The following is a 21,903-nucleotide window of genomic DNA, read 5'->3' as shown; positions in this document are numbered from 1 at the left end:
ATATCAGCCTGAAGAGGGCTGTCAATGGCACGGCGGTGAATAACGCGAATTTTCGCGCTTCCCCTCATTCATCTGCGCTTTTCTGATACAACCCGTGTTGATGGATATAGTTGAGTACTGGCGCGGGCAGCATATCGTCGCAGGATAAATCCTGCTGAAGCCGTTCGCGAATCAGGGTGGCGGAGATATCAAACCACGGCGTCTCGGCCAGATAAATTTTACCGGCAGGCAGGGTGTGCAGATCTTCCACATCGTTCGTCAGATGGGCGTCCAGCCAGGCCTGATGCTGCTCTTCCTTCATGGTCAGCGGATAACCTGGACGGCGGCAGACGATAAGATGGCTGTTTTGCAGAATGGTTTCATATTGATGCCAGGAGGGGAAATTGAGCAATGAGTCCTGGCCGATGATAAATCCCAGCGGTTGCGTCGGGCCGCGCTCAGCGCGCCACTCCTGCAACGTTTGCGAAGTATAGGAGGGCGTATCCCGGCGCAGTTCGCGCTCATCAAGCTGAAACAGCGGCTTATCGGCGATGGCCAGCGCCAGCATCTCTTTGCGCTGTTCACTGGTCGCTTCAGGCTGCGGGCGGTGCGGGGGAACATTATTCGGCATGATGATCACGCGCTGCAGGCCAATCAGATTCGCCAGAATTTCGACCGGCTTCAGATGCCCATAATGGACCGGATCGAAGGTGCCGCCATACAACGCCTGTAAAGAACTCATATCAACCATCAATAAAGACGTCTGCCAGCGCCTTATGGCACAGCAGAAGGGAAAGACTTTCCAGCTCCGCCCAGACCGACTGACCGTAATCCTGCTTTAGCGTCAGTTCGGCGCGTGTCAGCAGATGCACCGCCTGACGAAGCTGTTCAGTGCTGAGGCGATTAACTGCCTCGGTGGTCATGGCGCGGCGGTTTTGCCAGACGCGATGTTTATCGAACAGGGCACGCAGCGGCATGTTGGCCGACTGGCGTTTCAGGGTGTTGAGCAATAACAGTTCACGCTGCAGCGTGCGCAGCAAAATCACCGGCTCACTGCCCTCGAGCCGCAGCTGCTGCAAAATGTGCAGTGCGCGTTTGCTCTTGGCCGCCAGCAACGCATCGACCCAGTGGAAAGGGGTGAAGTGCGCCGCATCATTCACCGCCTGTTCAACACGCGGTAACGTCAGTTTGCCGTCCGGCCACAGCAGTGACAGGCGATCCAGCGCCTGCGCCAGCGCCAGCAGATTGCCTTCATAGCAATAGCACAGCAGCTGATTGGCCGCGTCATCTAGCTGCAAATTGAGCTGTTTGGCCCGGACTGCCACCCACTTCGGCAGCTGCGCCTGTTCAGGGGTTTGGCAGGTCACCTGCACAGAATGGGCCGCGAGCTGGGTAAACCAGGCCGCATTTTCCTGCGCTTTGGTGAGTTTATTCCCGCGAACAATCAGCAGTAAATCGTTGTGCAGCAGGCTGACCAGCGTGGCGAGCTGTTCGTTAATCGCCGCATTCGGGCCATTTTCCGGTAGCTGGACCAGGATCGTCTGGCGCGAGGCAAACAGGCTCATCGCCTGGCACAGGGAAAAGAGTGTCTGCCAGTCGGTGCTGTTGTCTATCTGGAAAGCGTGATGTTCATCGAAGCCCTGAGACGCGGCGACCTGGCGCACGGCATCCTGGCTTTCCTGAAGTAAAAGGGGATCGTTTCCGAGGAGCAGATACGCCGCGCGCAGCCCTTCATTGAGCTGCGCGCGGAGTTGTTCAGGATACAACCGAACCATTAGTTACCCAGCGTTCCGGTAACTTGCGGCGTGGTATCCAGTGGCACAGAGTGTTCCGTGCTGGTGTCTTTTGACGCCATCTGAATGCTTGGCAGTTTACGGATCAGCTGTTCCGCCGCCTTGTCGTACATTTCGTTGATGATAATTTGCTGCTCGGCATCTTTTGCCAGCGCAGTTTGTGGGTTATCAAAGAACGAACGGTAGACTTTGGTACTGATCGGATAAATGTCTTTACCCGGCACCAGCACGGCAGCACTCACCGACATCACCATCTGGTATTCCGCCGTACGGCCATCCTGGAAGATGGACGCCGTGTCTTTGCTCAGCACGGAGCTCAGTACACGGAACGATGGAACATCCTGACGCAATGTGCCTTTTTCGATCAGCTCAACGCCGTTAAGACGCAGCTGGTTACGAATGGCGCGGCTCAATGGACCATTCGGATCCCCGGAATCGAAGATCATCGTTTTCATCTGAGGCGGCACTGCCGTGGTATTGCGCAGATGCCAGCCACAACCTGCGGTGACAAGCACCGCCAGAGATAAGAGTATTGTTGCCAGTTGTCGCACGTTTCCTCCCGCGCTTAGCCAACGACCAGATTCAGCAGTTTACCCGGTACATAGATCACTTTACGTACGGTAACGCCATCAAGGTACTTCGCAACCAGATGTTCCTGGCCTGCGCGTTCACGAACCTGTTCTTCCGTTGCATCGACGGCAACAGTAATTTTACCGCGCACTTTACCGTTAACCTGAACCACCACCAGCGTGGTGTTCTCAACCATAGCGGCTTCATCAGCAACCGGCCACGGTGCGTTATCGATATCGCCTTCACCTTTCAGCTCCTGCCACAGGGTAAAGCTGGCGTGAGGCGTGAACGGGTTCAGCATGCGAACGATAGCCAGCAGCGCTTCACGCATCAAGGCACGATCCTGCTCGCCTTCCTGCGGGGCTCTCGCCAGCTTGTTCATCAGTTCCATAATAGCCGCAATTGCGGTATTGAAGGTCTGACGACGACCAATATCATCGGTCACTTTTGCGATAGTTTTGTGAACATCACGACGCAGCGCCTGCTGATCTTCGCTCAGTGCTGCCACATTCAGTGCCGGAGCCTCACCCTGTGAGGTGTGCTCGTAAACCAGTTTCCAGACGCGTTTCAGGAAGCGGTTCGCGCCTTCAACGCCGGATTCCTGCCACTCCAGAGTCATATCCGCCGGAGACGCAAACATCATGAACAGACGCACGGTATCCGCGCCGTAGCGCTCTACCATGACCTGCGGGTCGATGCCGTTGTTTTTGGACTTCGACATTTTGCTCATGCCGGTATACACCAGCTCGTGGCCTGCCGCGTCTTTGGCTTTCACGATACGGCCTTTCTCGTCGCGCTCAACGATGGCGTCAACCGGGGAAACCCAGTTACGCTCGCCGTTTTCGCCGAGATAGTAGAACGCATCTGCCAGAACCATACCCTGACACAGCAGCTGTTTGGCTGGCTCATCAGAGTTCACCAGGCCCGCATCGCGCATCAGTTTGTGGAAGAAGCGGAAGTAGAGCAGGTGCATGATGGCGTGTTCGATACCGCCGATGTAGATGTCAACCGGCAGCCAGTAGTTGGCCGCTTTGGCGTCCAGCATCCCTTCCTGATACTGCGGGCAAGTGTAGCGCGCGTAGTACCAGGACGATTCCATAAAGGTATCGAAGGTGTCGGTTTCACGCAGGGCTGGCTGGCCGTTGACGGTGGTTTTTGCCCACTCAGGATCGGCTTTGATTGGGCTGCTGATCCCATCCATCACCACATCTTCCGGCAGGATCACCGGCAGCTGATCTTCAGGCGTTGGGATTACAGTACCGTCTTCCAGCGTCACCATAGGAATCGGTGCGCCCCAGTAACGCTGACGGGAAACACCCCAGTCGCGCAGACGATAGTTCACTTTACGCTCGCCCACGCCCAGCGCAGCAAGTTTGTCAGCGATAGCGTTGAAGCCCTCTTCGAAGCTCAGGCCGCTAAATTCGCCGGAGTTGAACAGGGTGCCTTTTTCAGTCAGCGCCTGCTCGGACAGATCCGGTTCAGAACCGTCGGCGGCCAGGATTACCGGCTTAATAGTCAGGCCGTATTTGGTCGCAAATTCGTAATCGCGCTGATCGTGGCCTGGCACCGCCATCACGGCACCGGTGCCGTATTCCATCAGCACGAAGTTAGCCGCCCAGACCGGGATTGCTTCACCGGTCAGCGGGTGAATGGCGTTAAAGCCCGTCGCGACGCCACGTTTCTCCATGGTTGCCATTTCGGCTTCGGCCACTTTGGTGTTGCGGCATTCGTCGATGAAAGCAGCCAGTTCAGGATTGGTCGCCGCCGCCTGCTGTGCCAGCGGGTGACCGGCAGCCACGGCCAGGTAGGTGGACCCCATGAAGGTGTCAGGGCGCGTGGTGTAAACCGTCAGTTTTTGATCGCTGTTCTGCACGTCAAAGGTGATCTCGACGCCTTCAGAACGGCCAATCCAGTTGCGCTGCATGGTTTTAACGGTATCTGGCCAGTGATCCAGAGTATCCAGGTCGCGCAGCAGTTCGTCGGCGTAAGCGGTGATTTTGATAAACCACTGAGGGATCTCTTTACGCTCAACTTTGGTGTCGCAGCGCCAGCAGCAGCCGTCGATAACCTGTTCGTTCGCGAGAACGGTTTGGTCGTTCGGGCACCAGTTAACGGCAGAAGTTTTCTTGTACACCAGGCCTTTTTTATACAGCTCGGTGAAGAATTTTTGCTCCCAGCGGTAGTATTCCGGGGTGCAGGTCGCCAGCTCGCGGCTCCAGTCGTAACCAAAGCCCAGCATTTTGAGCTGGTTTTTCATGTAGGCGATGTTGTCGTAAGTCCACGGCGCAGGAGCCGTGTTGTTTTTGACGGCCGCGCCTTCGGCTGGCAGACCAAACGCATCCCAGCCGATGGGCTGCAGCACGTTTTTGCCCAGCATACGCTGGTAGCGTGCAATCACATCACCGATGGTGTAGTTACGCACGTGGCCCATGTGTAGTCGACCAGAAGGATAGGGAAGCATCGACAGGCAGTAATACTTCTCTTTGCTCTCGTCTTCAGTGACTTCAAAGGTACGCTTCTCGTCCCAGTGTTGCTGGACTTTTGATTCTATCTCTTCCGGGCGGTATTGCTCTTGCATGGCAGCCAGTGGTCCTGTTCTCAATACAGCTACAAACGTAGCCAATGGATGTGGTATTTCAGATCCGCATAGCATAGCCCAAACGCCTGCGTCAAAACAGCCTTTCACGCAAATGCGTTAACGTCACGGGATGTGGCCCTGGCGACCGGTTCGTCCACCCAAAAGTGAGGGGCATCCATTTTTAGGCAACAGGCTCGGCGCGCGTTTTATTATTCATATAACGAGCGTCACTGGCGTTGACAATATAACTGACAGTAACCCGGTGTGAGTGGGTATCAGGTTTCATATTCAGATAATTGCCGCAGAGATTCATTTTCTTTAATGTACTGAAAAGGCAGTAGATGAATTTTCTGCTCGTGGAAAAACCATTCGCAATCGTAGCGTTGAATAATTTCTCCAGGGTTAAAACAGATCCCGGAATCAGCGCGCACAATGGCATATTTTCCATTACTGAACATGACGCTGTGAATACAAAAAGGCTGGCAGGATTCGCCAAGCCGTCGATTAGCAACAATATGACCTTCAATAAAAACTGCTTTCCTGGTTTTCATGATGATGGCCTCGGTTAAGGTTATCCTCCAATGCACCAGCATTCGGAGGGGCGGAAAAGTAATCCGCATGAGGGGCATTCAAGCACCGCATCCTTTCGCATCTTCCCCGCTTTTTGATCGGCCCTGTGGGAACAGACCGGGCAGGCCACGTGTACGGGCCGCTCTTTAAATTCCCGAAGGCCACTGGTATAGGACATAAATGAATACTCTTAAGGGTGGTTATTAATTATACGCTTTTATGCTGACGTTTACGGGTAATGTTTTCGCGCATTCATGGCGTAAAAGGGGACCGGGAATTCAGACAGGATTTATGATATAATACCCTTCCGTGAGAATTTTATAATGAAATCAGAAGACACTCTCGACTGGTACCCCGCACAATTACCGCCCGTCAAAATTATTTTAGGTGAAGCTGTCCTGGCTGTGGGTAAGCAGGGAAGGCCGATCAATACTCGAACGTTGCTCGAATATTTGCAAGTGATGCAAGCGCAGCAAAAAAAGCGGGATAATAAAATTGCGATGCAAACGGCAATTGATGTCCTCCGCGACAATCAGCGCATTAACGGCAGGTGTTAATGCGCCTGTTTTCAGAAATTAATTCTGAACAATCTCAACCGTATGAGATTGCCCATCCTTCATCAGCGGAATGCGGTCATCAGGCAGCATAACGCCATCAAGTCGTACCTGGTAGGCTTCACCACCCCGCGAAACCGTAATGTGATACTGACTACTTCCTTGCTGATAGGTCATGTTGAGTGACGGCCAGTCATGCGGTAACTGCGCATGTACGACAAACGTTTCACCGTAGCGTTTTATCCCCAGCAACTCCTCTGTGAGCAGGCGATAGGCCCATCCCGCTGAACCGGTATACCAGCTCCAGCCCCCACGTCCGCTATGCGGCGCGACGCTGTAGACGTCAGCACTCATGACGTAAGGCTCGGTTTTATACCGTTCAACGTCATCGGCCGTTAAGGCGTGGTTGATAGGATTGATCATCGACCACAGCTGCCACGCCCGCTCCGTATTGCCCATTCGGGCAAAGGCCATCACCGCCCAGATCGCACCGTGGGTATACTGCCCGCCGTTTTCCCGTACGCCGGGCAGATAGCCTTGAATGTAGCCCGGATTCGGGCCGTGGCCATCGAACGGTGGCGTCAGCAGTTTGATAAGCCCGGCGTCGTTATCCACCAGCAGCTTATCCAGCGATTGCATCGCCCGCGCGCTGCGCACCGGATCGGCGGCTCCGGAGAGCACCGACCAGCTTTGGGCGATGGCATCAATTCGGCAGTCCTGAGAGGCCTTCGACCCCAGCGGTTCGCCGCCGTCAAAATAGCCGCGACGATACCACTCTCCGTCCCAGCCGGAAGCCTCCAGGTTTTTCTGCAAACGTGACGCCTGGGTGCGGCACAGTTCCGCTATCGTCCCGTCCTGACGCTGTTCAGCCAGATCCGCGAAGCGCTGCAAAATGTCGTACAGGAAGAACCCGAGCCAGACGCTTTCCCCTTTCCCCTCGATCCCGACCCGGTTCATGCCGTCATTCCAGTCGCCCGCGCCCATCAGCGGCAGACCATGCTGTCCGAACTGTAAACCATGACGCAGGGCTTTCACGCAGTGCTGCCACAGCGTCTCTTCGACGGCGCTCACTATCGGTGTGTCGTAAACCGACTCTTCGCCGGGCTGAAGCAGACGGCCTTCAAGATAAGGAATCTGTTGCTCAAGCACGCCGTTATCCCCGGTAGTCTCAACATAGTGACAAACCGCCAGCGGCAGCCAGAGATAATCGTCCGAGCAGCGCGTGCGCACGCCGTTGCCGTGCGGTGGATGCCACCAGTGTTGCACGTCGCCCTCGATAAACTGCCGGGAAGCGCAGAGCACAATCTGGTCCCGCAGGCGTTCAGGCGCGGCGTGGCTCAGGGCCAGCGTATCCTGGAGCTGATCGCGGAAACCAAACGCGCCGCCGGACTGATAGTACCCGCTGCGCGCCATCAGACGACAGGCCACCGTCTGATACAGCAGCCAGCCGTTGGTCAGTAGATTGACGGCACTGTCCGGGGTGTTAACCACGATGTTATCGAGCACGCTGTGCCAGTAACGGTGAACGTTGTTCAGCTCCTCGCGGGCGGCCTCTTCGTTGAGATACCGATTGAGTAGCGTCTGCGCTTGCGCCGGATCGTCGCCCACTCCCAGCACAAAAATAAAGGTCTTGTGATCGCCGTCGATCACCGTGGCAGCCGATTGCACCGCGCCGCAAGGGTCCAGCCCGGCTCCGGTTTTATCCGACAGCCTTTGCAAGCGCATCGCCAGCGGATCGTGCAGGGAGCCGTTGCGACCCAGAAACTCACGTCGATCGCCCGTCAGGGAGCAGTGGGCACCGCTGACGGCGAAAAATGCCGTACGGCCGCTGCCGTTGCCGCCGTAAAAGTTGTTCGCCAGCACGCCGCAGCCGCCGTTGACGCTGGCCGCATGGGTCACTATATGGTGGGCCGACTGCGAGCGTGATTCACCCAGCGTCCAGGCCACGTATCCGGTGACGGAGAGTTTTCGTGTCCGCCCGGAGTTGTTGCTGAGCGTCAGGATTGCCAGTTTGACCGGCTCATGCTCGGCGACCAGCACCGTCAGCTCGCTGTCGATGCCGCTCTCCCGGTGGCCAAAGACGCTATAGCCGAACCCGTGGCGAGAGAGGTAATCCCCTTCACCGCGAAGCGGCAAGGTGGTCGGCGACCAGCACGCGCCGCTCTCTTCGTCGCGCAGGTAAAACACCTCTCCGCCAGGGTCACTGACGGGATCGTTTTCCCACGGCGTGATGCGGTATTCATGGGCATTTTCATACCAGCTGTAGGCTTGCCCGGCCTCCGACAGCACGCTGCCGAAACGGGCATTGGCCAGCACATTCGACCAGGGGGCGGGCGTCGGGGCATTTTCCCGAAGGACAATCTGGTACTCGCGGCCATCCTGAGAAAAACCGCCGTGGCCGTTGAAATGCAGCAGTTGTCCCGTTTCCGGCGTCCAGGGAATATGCTGAATAACGCCTGATCCTCCGTGCGCAATAAAGGGCGCAGGCACGGTTTTAAGGCTATGAATACGTTGATCCAGCTGTTCGTTCAATCCGCCTGCGCGATCGTCGAGATACAGGTGCGCGACGCTCATCAGCAGCAGTTTGTCCTCGGTGGAGAGGTGTTCGCCGTTACGGACAAAAATCCCGCCCGATTTATCCAGCAGGCTTGCTTCTGAGCCGGCATAAATCAGGTCCATGATCTGATTTTGCAGCGCTTGCTGATAACCGCCGGGGCTTTCATTCAGGATCACCAGATCCACCGCCAGCCCTTTCAGCCGCCAGTAACGGTGCGCCTGAATCAGGGTGGTAATCGACAGAATGCTCTCTTCGCTGCTGATACTGAGCAGCACAATCGGCAGATCGCCGGAAATCGCCCAGCCCCAAAGGCCCGACTGGCCGCGTCGATTGCGGCTGAGGGTCTGGCTGTCGGCGCGCAACTCCTGGCACGGATACAGAATCGCACCGGCGAGCCGGTTAAACAGGGCGGCGTCATCTTCGTTGGCGTTAATCTGGCGCAACACCACCAGGCTGTGCGACCAGGCAAGCTCAAAGACGCGGTCGGCGATCGGATGATCGCGATATTTCTCCAGCAGCGTCAGGCTCTGCTGGCGATTTTCGCTCACGCCATACAGGATATCGACGGTGACCGGCTGGCCGGGTTGCAGGGTGATCGACTGGCGAATGGCCAGCACCGGGTCCAGCACCGAGCCAGAGGAGTTACTGAGCGGCCCGCTTTGTCCGATTGCCTGCGCATCTGCCGGATGCCTGCCGCGGCCAAGAAACGCCGCGCGGTCGGTTTCAAACGAGGCGTGAGGTTGACTACTACCCTGTACCACCATCATGTGGAACAGCCAGGGACTTTTTTCATCCGGCGCGCGTGGACGTCGGTGGCACAGAATGGCGTTCTGAGCAGGGACCAGCTCAGTCTGGATAAACAGTTTGCTGAACGACGGATGCGCCAGATCGCTGGTGGCCGGTGCCAGCACCACTTCGGCGTAGGTTGTCAGCTCGATGGTGCGCGGCTGGCGGCCGCGGTGCAGCAGCGTTACGCGCCGCAGTTCGATATCATCTTCCGGCGACACAACCACCTGAGTTTTCACACTCAGGGAGCCGAGCGTGCGCCGGAACTCCGCGCCCGCATCGGTAAAGATCACTTCGTCGCTGCTGTCCGCATCACCCATCGGCTGCCAGGTATTGCTCCAGGTTTCGCCCGACTGCAGATCGCGGATATAGCAGAACGCACCCCAGTTATCGCGGGTGGTATCGCTGCGCCAGCGGGTGAGGGCCAGATCGTTCCAGCGGCTGTAACTGCCGCCAGTGTGGGTCATCATCAGATGGTAATGACTGTTTGAGAGCAGCTGAACTTCAGGGATCAGGTTGTCCGGCGTAGTGAAAATCCTCGGCTCGTAGTGCACCGGTTTAACGCGTCCTTCGTGAGACTCAAAATGACGACGCGGGCTATAGAGATCGACCGCATCCGGTACTCGCTCCTGCAACAGCAGGCTGGCAGACTGGAAGGCGGTGCTGGCCATAAACCGGTCGGCCATCGGCGCATCCAGCAGGACGTGCGCCAGCGCCTGAAACGCCATCCCCTGATGGTGCGCCATCCACGACTGCACCACCGCGTACAACTGTCCGGAGGCGAGACGCGACGGGGTGTAATCCAGCGCTTCATAAAAACCGAACTCCCCGCGCGCGCCGTTTTTTTCCAGACGGAGCAGGTTGTCACAGGCTTTTTGCGGCGCAATCATCAGCGCCAGCAGCGTGGCGTAAGGGGCGACGACCATATCGTCCGCCAGCCCACGACGCAGGCCGAGACCCGGCACACCGAAGGCCTGATACTGATAGTTCTGCTGCACATCAAAGGCGTGATAGCCCGACTCCGACACGCCCCAGGGAACGCCGCGCTCTTTTCCCCAATGGATCTGGCGCATCACCGCCGACTGGCTCATCTCGTCCAGCAGGCTGCCGGGCCAGGTGGGCATCACCAGATTCGGCATCAGATATTCAAACATCGAACCGCTCCAGGACATCAGGGCGGTTTCGTTCTCAATGGTGGTAAACAGCCTGCCGAGCGCGTACCAGCTCTTCTGCGGCAACTGGTTAGTGGCGATAGCGAGGAAACTGGTCAGGCGAATTTCGGAGGGCAGCAGATCGTAGTGGCTTTTATCCAGCATATTGCTGTCGCAGTTGTAGCCGATGCTGAGCAGGCTGGTCACTTCGCTGTAGAGGAACGTGAAATCCATCCGCGCATGCTCGTTCAGCCGCTGTTCCAGCTCGGTAATGATATTCAGGCGCATGCGTGCCAGGGTAATCGCCGAAGTGGAGGGCGTGCCTTCACCGCGGTGCGTCGCCTGAGCAAGCTCGCTCAAAGACGGCAGCGTCGGGGAGTCATAGGCGGGCGTTATCCAGCCCAGAAGATGCGACCATTCATGGCACAGCTGCACCAACTGGCGCTGCAAATGCTCGATCCAGCGCAGAACCAGTTTGTCATCCTGATGGCACAGCGCCGTCAAATGGTTGCTTTGGGTACGCATCTGCTTCAGTTCGAGGTAAACCTGCGCCGGAGACAGGGCGTTAGCGTTCAGACAGTGTTTACGCAACAGCCGCAGCCCGGTTGGGGCGTGTTGTCCCCAGTGTTTTTCGAGGATACCCAGGGTATCGTTCAGCCCGGCCAGCACCTGCGTGCAATTTAACACGGGCTGATTTCGCATGGCGGTCAGCCCTTCGCGCAGGGTCAGCAGGTGGCCCGCCATATTGCCGCTGTCGACGCTGGATACGTAGCGCGGGCTAAGGGGCGCGAGGGTCTGGGTGTCGTACCAGTTATACAAATGCCCGCGGAAATGCTCCATTTTATCCAGCGTGTCCAAGGTCAGCGTCACGCGCTGCAACACCTCGCCAATCGGCAGATAGCCAAAATCCCACGCCGTCAGGTTTGCCATCAACGAAAGGCCAATATTGGTCGGCGACGTTCGATGGGCAATAACAGGGTGGGGGATCTCCTGATAGTTATCCGGCGGCAGCCCGTTTTCTTTCGCGGTGGCAAAGGTTTCAAAAAAGGCCCAGATTTCGCGGCTCGTCTGGCGCAGCAGCAGCTTCTGTTCCTTGTTGGGGGAAAATGTCCGGCGCGCAGGCTGGCGGCTCATCCAGCTCAGCAGCAGCGGTGTCAGGCACCACAGCAGGCTTAAAGGCAGCGCGATAAAGGAAAACATCGGCGCAATATGGGCGGTCAGGACGTTGAGAGCCACGCCGCAGGCGACATTCATCCACATCGCGCGATAAAAGCGGAGCGGTGAGGTTTTTGCCACATCGTCGTCTGGGCTGAAGCTGGCCCACTGGCTCAGATTGCGGTGGCTGAATCCCAGACGCCAGAACGTGACGGCAATGGCATACAGTGAATACCCGGCCTCATGAGGCAGCGTCGCCACAGTCAGCCCGATTCGGGAAAGCCGCTTCAGGGCGCCGGAGGCGACCAGCAGCAGATGCTGCACAGTATGGCGCCGGGCAGGTTTATTGATCAGATCCCAGGCGACCGCCAGCCCGGTGGGCAAGAGCCACACCAGCGCGAGCACGCCCAGCCAGTACAGGGGATTCGGCACCCACAGCAGGGTGCAAAACAGCAGCGTCAACAGGGATGGGGCAACCAGGCTACGGCGCAGGTTGTCGAATAATTTCCAGTACGACAGGGCTGACAGCGGGTTTTTATCGCGCGTGCCATCGGCTTTTCTGACGCGCGGTTTAAGCCAGTTCAGCAGTTGCCAGTCGCCGCGGATCCAACGGGTGCGGCGCGCGACATCTGAGAGATAATTATTCGGGTACTGCTCGTAGAGCAGCACTTCGCTTAACAGCCCCGAGCGGGCATAACACCCTTCCAGCAAATCGTGGCTAAGCACCAGGTTTTCCGGGCAGGTGTTTTGCGTGGCCCGCACAAAAATATCGACGTCGTAAATACCTTTCCCGACGAAAGAGCCTTCGTTGAAAAGGTCCTGATAGATATCGGAAGACATCATTGAATAGGGGTTATTCCCCGCAATGCTGCTGCACATGGCGGCATAGCGCCCTTGCCCGTTGCGGGGCATCTCTTCCGCCATGCCCGGTTGCAGAATGCCGTAGCCTTTGACTACCCGCTGGCGCGCGGCGTCATACTCTGGCCGGTTGAGTGGATGGGCCATGGTTGCGGCCAGCTTATGGGCGGTATCGCGCGGCAGAAGAGTGTCGCTGTCGAGCGTGATCACGTATTTGATCGGCGCCGGTCGCTGGTGGGCTGGCAGATCGGCGACGCTGGAAAACTGTTTATCGGGATGGCGTAACCAGCTGTTCAGCAGCGCCAGTTTTCCCCGTTTGCGTTCATAACCCATCCACACGCCCTGCTGCGGGTTCCATTCTGGGTTCCGGTGGAGCAGATAAAACAGCGGGCGGCTGGCCGGATAGCGGCGGTTGAGATCCTGAACGTGTGACATCGCCTGGTCGAGCAGGGCACTGTTTTGCGGTGAGTATTCTTCTGCTGAATCGGCAAAATCGGTCAGGAGCGCGAAACAGAGATGATCGCTCTGATTGCCCAGCCAGCACACTTCCAGACGGGTGATGAGCTTGATGATTCCGTCGGCGCTGGTGAGCAGGCAGGGAATGACCACCATCGTGGCCGACTCTGCCGGAATACCGCTGGAAAAGTCCATGCGCGGCAACGGGCGCGGCGTACGAAAACGGGTCGTCGCTTCACTCAGCAGGTCGCTGGCAAGCTGGCTGAGCACAATAATCAGCGGCAGTGCGAGGAGGATCAGCAGCCAGCCCATCCCCTGCTGCGCCGTGCGGTGCAGGATTTCAGCCGTCGCGGCGGTGGTCAACAGGCTCAGGCTGCCGAGCCATGACATCAGCGGGATCTGGTTGAAGCTGTGCCGCAGGCGAATCAGCCGCGACGCATCTGCCGTAAGCAGGATCTCCAGCTGCTGGCGGCCTTCGCCCTTCAGGTAATAGCCAATATGGGCGCCGGGTGTCTCGGGCGCATTTTCACTGGCAAGCGCCAGCACGCGGCGGGCAACTTCCGGCTCGCTAAAGCGGCTGTCTCGCGCCAGAACCTCAATGACGTGACGATAGTGATCGCGCGTATCGAAGTGCATCAGCGGGTAAATGCCTGCCGGGTCCTGGCGCAACGTCTGCTCGACGACGCTCATGGCTTCGGCAAAATCGGCCCAGTTGGTTTCACTCAGCAAACGCAAGCCCGCGATGCTGTTGCTCACGGACAGCTGGCTGGCGGCTAACTGCTGGTTGAAGCGGTGGATCAGGGTATCGGTGGTGACTCCCTGTTCTGCCAGACGCTGTTCGACCCAGGTCAGCGGTAACGCCAGCATATTGCCGCGTCCCTGCAGGCGGCGCACCAGCTCGGCGACAAACGCGCTGGTCAGCGGTGGGCTGGAGCGCGCCAGATCGGCGATCACCATGATCAGATCGGCGGGCGTGTTCTCCGCACATTCGAAAATGCGGGTGACCCAGCTATCCGCCAGATTGCGCTCCTGCTGGGCTTTAACCACGTCGATACTGACCCGGCGCAGATTCTCGATCAGCGCCAGGCGCAGCATGCCGGGCAGCGCCCAGACTTCGCCCAGCGTCAGCGGCGTTTCCTGCTGATAGGCGCTGATATAGCTGGTGAGGCTGGTGGCGTCCCAGCGCCCGTCGCCATGGGCAATCGCCTCGGCGGCAATGGCATAAATTCGCGGGCAGTCATGAGGGGAGGCCAGCGCCGGAAGCCCTTTGCCGAAATTCTTCGGCAGATGCTGGCGCACGATGCGGATCTGCTCCTCGATCAGGTAGTAGTTGTCGAGCAGCCACTCACCGGCGGGCATAATCGTCGCTTTTTTACCGGCATTGAGGTCGTAGCAGTTTTGCGTAATGACTGCCTCGTTATCATCGAGGCGTTTGAGCAGGTAATAGGGCAGTTTGTCGGGCGACAGCTTGTGCGAACGCGCCAGTTTTTGACCGTAGCGCGCCATCTGCGCCGTCGAAAAAAGCTCGGCCTGCAGACTATTTTCCGGCACAGGCTCGTGCCCCTTCAGGGCAGAGACGTTGACAGGCGGAAGTGAACGGGAACGACTCCGCCACGATTTAAGGCTCATTTTCATAGGATTGCTCTGGTGCGACATGAACGCGCAGGAGCAGTTGTGAAATCAGATCAGAAACGTTCTCTCAGGATGGGTGTGGGGCATCTTGGATTTAACAGCTGCTGGACTCTTACTTCAGTATAGAACACCGATGTTGCGCCAAAGGGCGCGCGTGCAATCAGCGTGGAGCAACAAACAGGGCTTTACAGCCGGGGCACAGCATGGCCTGTTTGAGACGAATTTTGGAGGTCGGGTGGGAGGACTTGAGGCCGCAGTGCGGGCAAGTCACTGTGGTGGTTGATGCGCCACCGATAAGCTTCATTGCGTAATCGAGAAGAGACATGATGATTAACCTTTCAATGAATGAGCTTCATCCTAGCACGAACTGTTCAAATACTGTGCACGGTATCGCATCCCGCCTTTGCAGGAATTTACCCGGTCTGTGGTCGACCTGACAAAGCAGCGGCAAAATAAGGTCTATTATTAGAGACAGTTACTTACCCGGGAGGCGAAAGGATGAACAAGGTTGCTCAATTTTACCGCGAACTGGTTGCCACACTGACGGAACGCCTGCGTAACGGCGAACGTGATATTGATGCTCTTGTCGAGCAGGCGCGTGTTCGGGTTGTACAGACGGGTGAGTTGACGCGCACCGAAGTGGAAGAGGTGACGCGAGCCGTGCGCCGCGACCTTGAGGAGTTCGCGCGAAGCTATGAAGAGAGTCAAAACGACGTTACCGACAGCGTATTTATGCGGGTGATTAAAGAGAGTCTGTGGCAGGAACTGGCAGATATCACCGATAAAACCCAGCTGGAGTGGCGCGAAGTGTTTCAGGATCTGAATCATCACGGCGTGTACCACAGCGGCGAGGTGGTTGGGCTGGGCAATCTGGTCTGTGAAAACTGTCATTTCCATCTGGCGGTGTATACCCCGGACGTTCTGCCGCGCTGCCCGAAATGCGGCCATGACCAGTTCCAGAGACGGCCTTTCGAGCCGTAACCTCAACGCCGGTGGCGCGACGTTTACCTGGCCTGCAAAACCGTAGGCCGGAAAAGCGCAGCGCCGCCCGGCGCACTGATTAGGCGTAAAACTTCAGTCTTTCCGCCAGCAAATCGACAAACGCTTCCCGGTTGATATCCACCATCAGCGTGGTATTCGGCGTATTGCCCGTCAGGAAATAATAATCCACCACCGTCATGCCCTGAGTGTATTTCCCCTGGGTTTCAACTCCTACCCAACGATCAACGGTCGTGAAAATCTCCGGTTTCAGCAGCCAGGCGATGGTGCACGGATCGTGCAGCGGCGCGCCCTGGAAGCCCCATTTCTCGGTTTTGTGGTACTCCATAAAGAAGTCGAGCAGCTCAGCGACCGTGGTGGCAACAGGATTGCCAATTGCGCGAAAACGCGCGATATCTTCTGCCATGATCTGCGCCCGGTGGGTGACATCCAGACCGGCCATCACAATCGGGATGCCCGACTGGAAGACAATTTCTGCGGCTTCCGGATCGACGAAGATGTTGAACTCTGCCGCGGGCGTCCAGTTCCCCAGCCCCATCGCTCCACCCATGATCACAATCCGCGCGATTTTGGCGTGCAGTTCCGGGTGGCTGTTGAGCAGCAGCGCCACGTTGGTTTGCGGGCCTGTCGCCACCAGCGTCACCGGCTCATCACTTTCTCGCAGCACGTTCGCCATCAGCTCAACCGCCGTGCAGTTTTGCGGCTCAAAGCCTGGCTCAGGCAGCGCCGGGCCGTCCAGCCCACTCTCGCCGTGAACGTTATCAGCGATGATCAGATCGCGCATCAGCGGTTTCACCGCGCCGCCCGCCACCGGGATATCCATGCGATTGAGCAGGGTCAGCATGCGTAACACATTGCGCAGGGTTTTGTCCGGTGTCTGATTGCCGGCGGAGGAGGTGACGGCTTTGAGGGCTAATTCCGGTGAGGCGAGGGCAAGGACAAGCGCGATAGCGTCATCATGACCAGGATCGCAATCGAGAATGATCGGCAGTGGCATAGGGTGCTCCATTTTTGGCGTTATTTTGTGACAAGGTTAACGCCGCAAGATGAAGCAGACGAGAAGAAGAGACCTAAAGCGTGAAGTGGTGCGCAATCCGAAGATTGCGCACCCGGTTGATCAGTGCAGGATTTTGGCGAGGAAATCTTTGGCGCGATCGGATTGCGGGTTAGCGAAGAAGTCCTCTTTCGGCGAATCTTCGACAATTTTCCCTTCGTCCATAAAGATCACGCGGTTGGCCACTTTGCGGGCAAAGCCCATCTCGTGGGTCACCACCATCATGGTCATCCCTTCGTGCGCCAGCTCCACCATCACATCCAGCACTTCGTTGATCATTTCCGGATCAAGCGCGGAGGTTGGTTCATCAAACAGCATGGCGATAGGGTCCATGCACAGCGCGCGCGCAATCGCCACTCGCTGTTGCTGACCACCGGAGAGCTGGGCCGGGAACTTATCGGCGTGAGCAGACAGCCCCACGCGTTCCAGCAGTTTTAAGCCTTTTTCACGCGCCGCTTTTTTGTCGCGTTTCAGCACTTTTACCTGCGCCAGCGTCAGGTTCTCGATAATCGACAGGTGCGGGAACAGCTCAAAGTGCTGAAACACCATCCCGACGTGGGAACGCAGTTTCGCCAGATTGGTATTTTTGTCGTTCACCTTCGTGCCATCGACGACAATCTCGCCTTTCTGCACCGGTTCCAGGCCGTTGACGGTTTTAATCAACGTCGATTTACCGGAGCCAGACGGCCCGCATACCACAACCACTTCGCCTTTTTTCACTTCGGTGGAGCAGTCGGTCAGCACCTGAAAGTGCCCATACCATTTAGAAACATTTTTCAGGGAAATCATGAGACTGTCCTTTTCTTCAGCCAGGTAACCAACAGCGACGCGCTTAAACTAATTGCAAAATAAACTGCACCTGCGAACAGGATCATCTCAACCTGCGTACCGTCGCGTTCGCCGATAGTGGAGGCCGTACGGAAGAAGTCCGCGAGGCTCAGCACATACACAAGCGAGGTATCCTGGAAGAGAACGATGCCCTGCGTCAGCAGCAGCGGGACCATGGCGCGAAACGCCTGTGGCAGAATAATGAGCTTCATGGACTGCCAGTGGGTCATCCCCAGTGCCAGTGCTGCGCTCGATTGTCCGCGAGAGATGCTCTGAATACCCGCGCGAATAATTTCCGAATAGTACGCCGCCTCAAACATTGAGAACGCGACCATGGCAGAGATCAGGCGGATATCGGTTTTCGGCGATAGCCCCAGCACGTTTTGCAGCAGGCCGGGGACGATGAGATAAAACCACAGCAGCACCATCACCAGCGGAATGGAGCGGAAGACGTTGACGTAGGCGGTGGCGAACCAGGCGAAAGGCTTGAAGCTCGACAGGCGCATGACTGCCAAAATCGTGCCCCAGACAATACCAACCACGATCGCAATGGCGGTGATTTTTAAGGTAATAACCAGCCCGTCGAGCAGATAGGGCATGGCGGGAACAATGGAACTCCAGTCAAACTCGTACATTATTTGCCCCCCAGATTGCCCGGCAGGCGAGTTTTACGTTCAACCAGGTTCATCACCAGCATGATGAAAGCATTAATCAGCACATAGGCCACGGTAATGGCGGTGAAAGATTCCCACGCGTGGGCGGAGTAATCCAGCAGCTTGCCCGCCTGTGCCGCCATATCGACCAGACCAATGGTGGAGGCGATGGCCGAGTTTTTCACCAGGTTCATCATCTCGGAGGTCATTGGCGGAACGATTACGCGATAAGCGTTTGGCAGCAGCACGTAGCGGTAGCTTTGCGGCAGCGTCAGGCCCATCGCCAGTGCGGCGTTCTTTTGCCCGCGCGGCAGCGACTGAATCGCGGCACGCACCTGCTCGCACACGCGCGCAGCAGTGAACAGGCCAAGGCAGAGCATCGAGGAGACAAAGAACTGAATATTCGGGTCCAGCTCAGATTTAAACCACATGCCGAGATTTTCCGGCAGCAGTTCAGGCACGACCAGATACCAGGTAAAGAACTGCACGATGAGCGGAACGTTACGGAACAGTTCGACGTACAGGGTACCCAGGGAAGAGAGAAAACGGTTCGGAACGGTACGTAAAATACCGAACAGGGAACCGACCAGGAAAGCGATTATCCAGGCCGTTATCGATAACGCAACGGTAACCTGAAAGCCGCTCCACAGCCAGCCAAGATAGGTGGTGTTGCCGAACGGGGCTTGTTGCAGAAAAATGCCCCAGTTCCAGTCTATTGACATAATAAACTCCAGAAAAAAAAGGGTAGCAGCGCTACCCTCGAAGATTGGTGAGAAGCTCAATGTTCGCGCTGAGTGGGGAACGACCACTCAACGTATAGTCTGTCCGCGCTTCCCGACAATCGAGAGGGCAGGAGATCCCGCCCCTTAATGGTTCTAATTAGTTAAGTGCTTTGTCGTTTGGTTCTTTGAACAGGGCTTTCATGTCGTCAGACAGTTCAAAGTTCATGTTGAGATTTTTTGGTGGAATCGGGTTCTTGAACCACTTATCGAACCATTTTTCCGCTTCGCCGGAGGTCTGAACCTGAGCGATGGTGTCATCGATCAGCTTTTTGAAGCCCGCGTCGTCTTTACGCAGCATACAGCCGTATGCCTCTTTCGACTGCGCCGTGCCGACGATGTCCCAGTTGTCTGGTTTCTTCGCTTTTGCACGTTCGCCCGCCAGCAGCGCGTCATCCATCATGAATGCCACCGCGCGACCGCTCTCCAGCGTACGGAAAGAGTCACCGTGGTCTTTCGCGCTGATGATGCGCATATCCAGTTTCTTCTCGTCGTTGAGCTTATGCAGCAGCACTTCAGAGGTGGTACCGGAAGTCACAACAACCGCTTTGCCTTTCAGGTCTGCGAAGTCTTTAATCTCGCCGCCTTTTTTGGTCAGCAGACGCGTACCGACCACGAAGATAGTGTCGGAGAAGGCCGCTTGTTTCTGACGTTCGAGGTTGTTGGTGGTGGAACCACACTCAAAATCGAAGGTGCCGTTTTGCAGCAGAGGAATACGGTTTTGCGACGTAATTGGAATCAGCTTCACCTGCAGGTCAGGTTTGTTGAGCTTTTTCTTGACCGCTTCTACGATCGCGTTGGAGTAGTCCTGAGAGTAGCCTACGACTTTTTGCGTGTTGTCGTAGTATGAGAACGGGACGGAAGATTCACGGTGGCCGACCACGATCACGCCATTTTTGGCAATCTTGTCGAGAGTGCTCCCGGCAGCCGGAGCGTCTTCAGCGTGAACGACGCCTGCAGACATCCCCATTACCAGCATTGCTGTGGCCAGTTTACGTAATTGCATACCCAACTCCTTTATTATCTGCGCCAATGACGCATTGATACCCATTGTGATGTTGTTATATCTCGCGCGATGCGAGTGCAGTGTTATGCAAGCTTGTTAACATTTAGTCTGGCTTAATGTAAAGATTTTGCTGCGTTATTGTTTATTTTTGCGAAGCGCGCCGCACCATTCAGAGGCAAAAATATCTGCCTGCACCGTTTCGGTGCTACCGATGAACTGCGGTGGTGCGCCAACGTTGCACGTTAAGCCAAACCACTGAATCTGTGATTTAATAAAGCAATAGGCGTGCCAGAAATGGGAGTCGAGGGGGATTTGCCGGGTATCAGATGTGTCGTGCCAGGCCAGGCCTGGAAATGAGGAGATGAAGGCCCGGCAAGCGAAACGCCGCCGGGCACTGGGGGATTACTTACGACGCTGACGCAAACTCATTAACACAGCGCCAAAACCAAACAGAACCGTCAGGATCCACAGCGGCCAGTTGCCGGTGCGAGCATACGGTGTGAGGCCGGAGGTTGGCGTGACGTTGGTTGTCAGCACGGCGCGTGTGAATTGCGGGATCATCGCCTGGATTTCACCCTGCGGACCAATCACGGCGGTAATGCCGTTATTGGTGCTGCGCAGCAGCGGACGGGCCAGCTCCAGGGAGCGCATGCGCGCCATCTGGAAGTGCTGCCACGGGCCAATCGACTTACCAAACCAGGCGTCGTTGGAGATGGTCAGCAGATAATCCGTATCGGGACGGAAGTTATCGCGCACCTGTTCGCCAAGGATGATTTCGTAACAGATCGCCGGGGTCAGCGCCAGGCCATGCGCATGAAGCTGAGGCTGGACATAAGGCCCGCGGCTGAAGGACGACATTGGCAGATCGAAGAACGGTGCCAGCGGGCGCAGAATCGTTTCCAGCGGCACAAACTCACCAAACGGCACCAGGTGGTTTTTGTTGTAACGATTCGCCGATTCGTAGCTGTACGGGTTGTCTTTGCCGAGCGTGATAATGGTGTTGTAGGTGTCGTAACGGTTCTGTTTGTTCAGACGCGCGTCGACAATCCCGGTGATCAGCGTGCTGTTCTTCGCGCGCAGCAGATCGTCCATCATGCTCAGGAAACGCTGCTGGTTGATCTCCAGATCGGGAATCGCAGACTCCGGCCAGATAATCAGGTCAGATTTGCCCATCTCTTTCTGCGTCGCATCGAGATAGATTTTCAGCGTATTGATCAGCTGGTTCTCATCCCACTTCAGCGACTGCGGAATATTGCCCTGTACCATCGACACCTGAGTTACGCGCGCGGGCTCCAGGGTGAACCACTGGATAAAGCGCAGCGGGAAGGGAAGGGCGAACAGCACTACTGCCGCGACCAGCGGTTTCCAGTTGCGCTGCACCAGGGCCAGCACCAGCAGACCACTCACCACCATCAGCAGGAAGTTGATCGCCTCCACGCCCATCACCGGCGCCAGGCCTTTTAGCGGGCCATCGATCTGGCTGTAGCCAAACTGCAGCCACGGGAAGCCGGTCAGCACCCAGCCGCGTAAAAACTCGGTGATTTGCCAGACCACGGGTGCCGCAATCGCCACGCGCAGCCAGCTGGTTTTCGGCCACAGGCGCGACAAAATCCCCGCGAAGAGACCGGTATACAGCGAGAGATACGCCGCCAGCAGCACCACCAGGAAGACGTTAACCGGGCCAGGCATACCGCCGAACTGCGCGATACTGACGTAAACCCAGTTAATGCCAGAGCCAAACAGGCCCAGACCCCAGAAGTAGCCGATGGCCGCAGCCTGAATCGGGCGACGATTCAGCGTCAGCCCTTGTAACCCCATCAGTGAGAGGAGGGCGGCAGGCCAGATGTCATAAGGAGAAAAAGCCAGCGTTCCGCTGGCTCCGAGCAACAGCGCCAGCAGCAAACGGACGCGCTGGCGTTCAAGCAGTGGGGCAAATGCCATTTAC

At 56.9% G+C, this 21,903-nt stretch carries 16 protein-coding genes; 2 read left to right on the top strand and 14 right to left on the bottom strand.

What is annotated here, in order from left to right; all coding sequences use genetic code 11:
* Positions 1-64: 64 nt before the first annotated feature.
* The 6 genes from nadD to F153LOC_RS21865 all read right to left on the bottom strand — a co-directional run bounded on the left by nadD (position 65) and on the right by F153LOC_RS21865 (position 5,668).
* On the bottom strand, positions 65-730 hold the full coding sequence (nadD, locus tag F153LOC_RS05165; RefSeq protein WP_146003454.1) for a nicotinate-nucleotide adenylyltransferase: 666 nt from the start codon (positions 728-730) through the stop codon (positions 65-67).
* Positions 723-1,754, bottom strand: coding sequence for a DNA polymerase III subunit delta (gene holA / locus F153LOC_RS05160; RefSeq protein ID WP_102104172.1), 1,032 nt, complete (start codon positions 1,752-1,754; stop codon positions 723-725). The genes nadD and holA overlap by 8 nt, the downstream gene beginning before the upstream one ends.
* A complete protein-coding gene (gene lptE / locus F153LOC_RS05155; RefSeq protein ID WP_102104171.1) occupies positions 1,754-2,323 on the bottom strand; it encodes an LPS assembly lipoprotein LptE in 570 nt (189 codons plus the stop codon). The genes holA and lptE overlap by 1 nt, the downstream gene beginning before the upstream one ends.
* 14 nt (positions 2,324-2,337) lie before the next feature.
* Positions 2,338-4,920, bottom strand: coding sequence for a leucine--tRNA ligase (gene leuS / locus F153LOC_RS05150; RefSeq protein ID WP_149044981.1), 2,583 nt, complete (start codon positions 4,918-4,920; stop codon positions 2,338-2,340).
* Between the two features lie 275 nt (positions 4,921-5,195).
* Positions 5,196-5,471 carry a hypothetical protein gene (locus F153LOC_RS05145; protein ID WP_199174660.1) on the bottom strand — a complete coding sequence of 92 codons (276 nt, stop codon included), beginning with the start codon at positions 5,469-5,471 and terminating at the stop codon, positions 5,196-5,198.
* Between the two features lie 20 nt (positions 5,472-5,491).
* A complete protein-coding gene (locus F153LOC_RS21865; RefSeq protein WP_215628780.1) occupies positions 5,492-5,668 on the bottom strand; it encodes a YnfU family zinc-binding protein in 177 nt (58 codons plus the stop codon).
* A gap of 145 nt (positions 5,669-5,813) precedes the next feature.
* Between F153LOC_RS21865 and F153LOC_RS05140 the strand changes: the two genes are divergently transcribed.
* Positions 5,814-6,047 (top strand): hypothetical protein, encoded by a 234-nt coding sequence (locus F153LOC_RS05140; protein ID WP_100777222.1) that lies wholly within the window; start codon positions 5,814-5,816, stop codon positions 6,045-6,047.
* Between the two features lie 18 nt (positions 6,048-6,065).
* On the opposite strand, the gene F153LOC_RS05135 is transcribed toward F153LOC_RS05140, so the two are convergent.
* Positions 6,066-14,642 carry a GH36-type glycosyl hydrolase domain-containing protein gene (locus F153LOC_RS05135; RefSeq protein WP_102104170.1) on the bottom strand — a complete coding sequence of 2,859 codons (8,577 nt, stop codon included), beginning with the start codon at positions 14,640-14,642 and terminating at the stop codon, positions 6,066-6,068.
* A gap of 157 nt (positions 14,643-14,799) precedes the next feature.
* Positions 14,800-14,964 (bottom strand): YnfU family zinc-binding protein, encoded by a 165-nt coding sequence (locus tag F153LOC_RS21660; RefSeq protein WP_164971751.1) that lies wholly within the window; start codon positions 14,962-14,964, stop codon positions 14,800-14,802.
* A 173-nt stretch (positions 14,965-15,137) separates the two neighbouring features.
* On the opposite strand from F153LOC_RS21660, the gene F153LOC_RS05130 reads away from it, so the two are divergent.
* On the top strand, positions 15,138-15,620 hold the full coding sequence (locus F153LOC_RS05130; protein ID WP_100777220.1) for a zinc ribbon-containing protein: 483 nt from the start codon (positions 15,138-15,140) through the stop codon (positions 15,618-15,620).
* A 79-nt stretch (positions 15,621-15,699) separates the two neighbouring features.
* Here the strand turns inward: F153LOC_RS05130 and rihA are convergent, their stop codons facing one another.
* From rihA to lnt, 6 genes are all read right to left on the bottom strand, one after another.
* Positions 15,700-16,635, bottom strand: coding sequence for a pyrimidine-specific ribonucleoside hydrolase RihA (gene rihA / locus F153LOC_RS05125; RefSeq protein WP_102104169.1), 936 nt, complete (start codon positions 16,633-16,635; stop codon positions 15,700-15,702).
* Between the two features lie 120 nt (positions 16,636-16,755).
* Positions 16,756-17,481, bottom strand: a complete 726-nt coding sequence (locus F153LOC_RS05120) for an amino acid ABC transporter ATP-binding protein (RefSeq protein ID WP_100777218.1) — start codon at positions 17,479-17,481, stop codon at positions 16,756-16,758.
* On the bottom strand, positions 17,478-18,155 hold the full coding sequence (gene gltK / locus F153LOC_RS05115) for a glutamate/aspartate ABC transporter permease GltK (protein WP_100777217.1): 678 nt from the start codon (positions 18,153-18,155) through the stop codon (positions 17,478-17,480). The genes F153LOC_RS05120 and gltK overlap by 4 nt, the downstream gene beginning before the upstream one ends.
* Positions 18,155-18,895 carry an amino acid ABC transporter permease gene (locus F153LOC_RS05110; protein ID WP_102104168.1) on the bottom strand — a complete coding sequence of 247 codons (741 nt, stop codon included), beginning with the start codon at positions 18,893-18,895 and terminating at the stop codon, positions 18,155-18,157. The genes gltK and F153LOC_RS05110 overlap by 1 nt, the downstream gene beginning before the upstream one ends.
* Before the next feature lie 157 nt (positions 18,896-19,052).
* Positions 19,053-19,958 carry an amino acid ABC transporter substrate-binding protein gene (locus F153LOC_RS05105; protein ID WP_146003453.1) on the bottom strand — a complete coding sequence of 302 codons (906 nt, stop codon included), beginning with the start codon at positions 19,956-19,958 and terminating at the stop codon, positions 19,053-19,055.
* 402 nt (positions 19,959-20,360) lie between these two features.
* Entirely contained in the window at positions 20,361-21,899 is a 1,539-nt protein-coding gene (gene lnt, locus F153LOC_RS05100; protein WP_102104167.1) for an apolipoprotein N-acyltransferase, read from the bottom strand.
* Positions 21,900-21,903: the final 4 nt, after the last annotated feature.

Origin of the sequence: Lelliottia sp. F153 (assembly GCF_002870005.1) — a bacterium.
GTDB lineage: Bacteria > Pseudomonadota > Gammaproteobacteria > Enterobacterales > Enterobacteriaceae > Enterobacter > Enterobacter nimipressuralis.
Note: the sequence above shows the minus strand (reverse complement) of the source record. Positions and strands in the feature narration are given on the sequence as shown.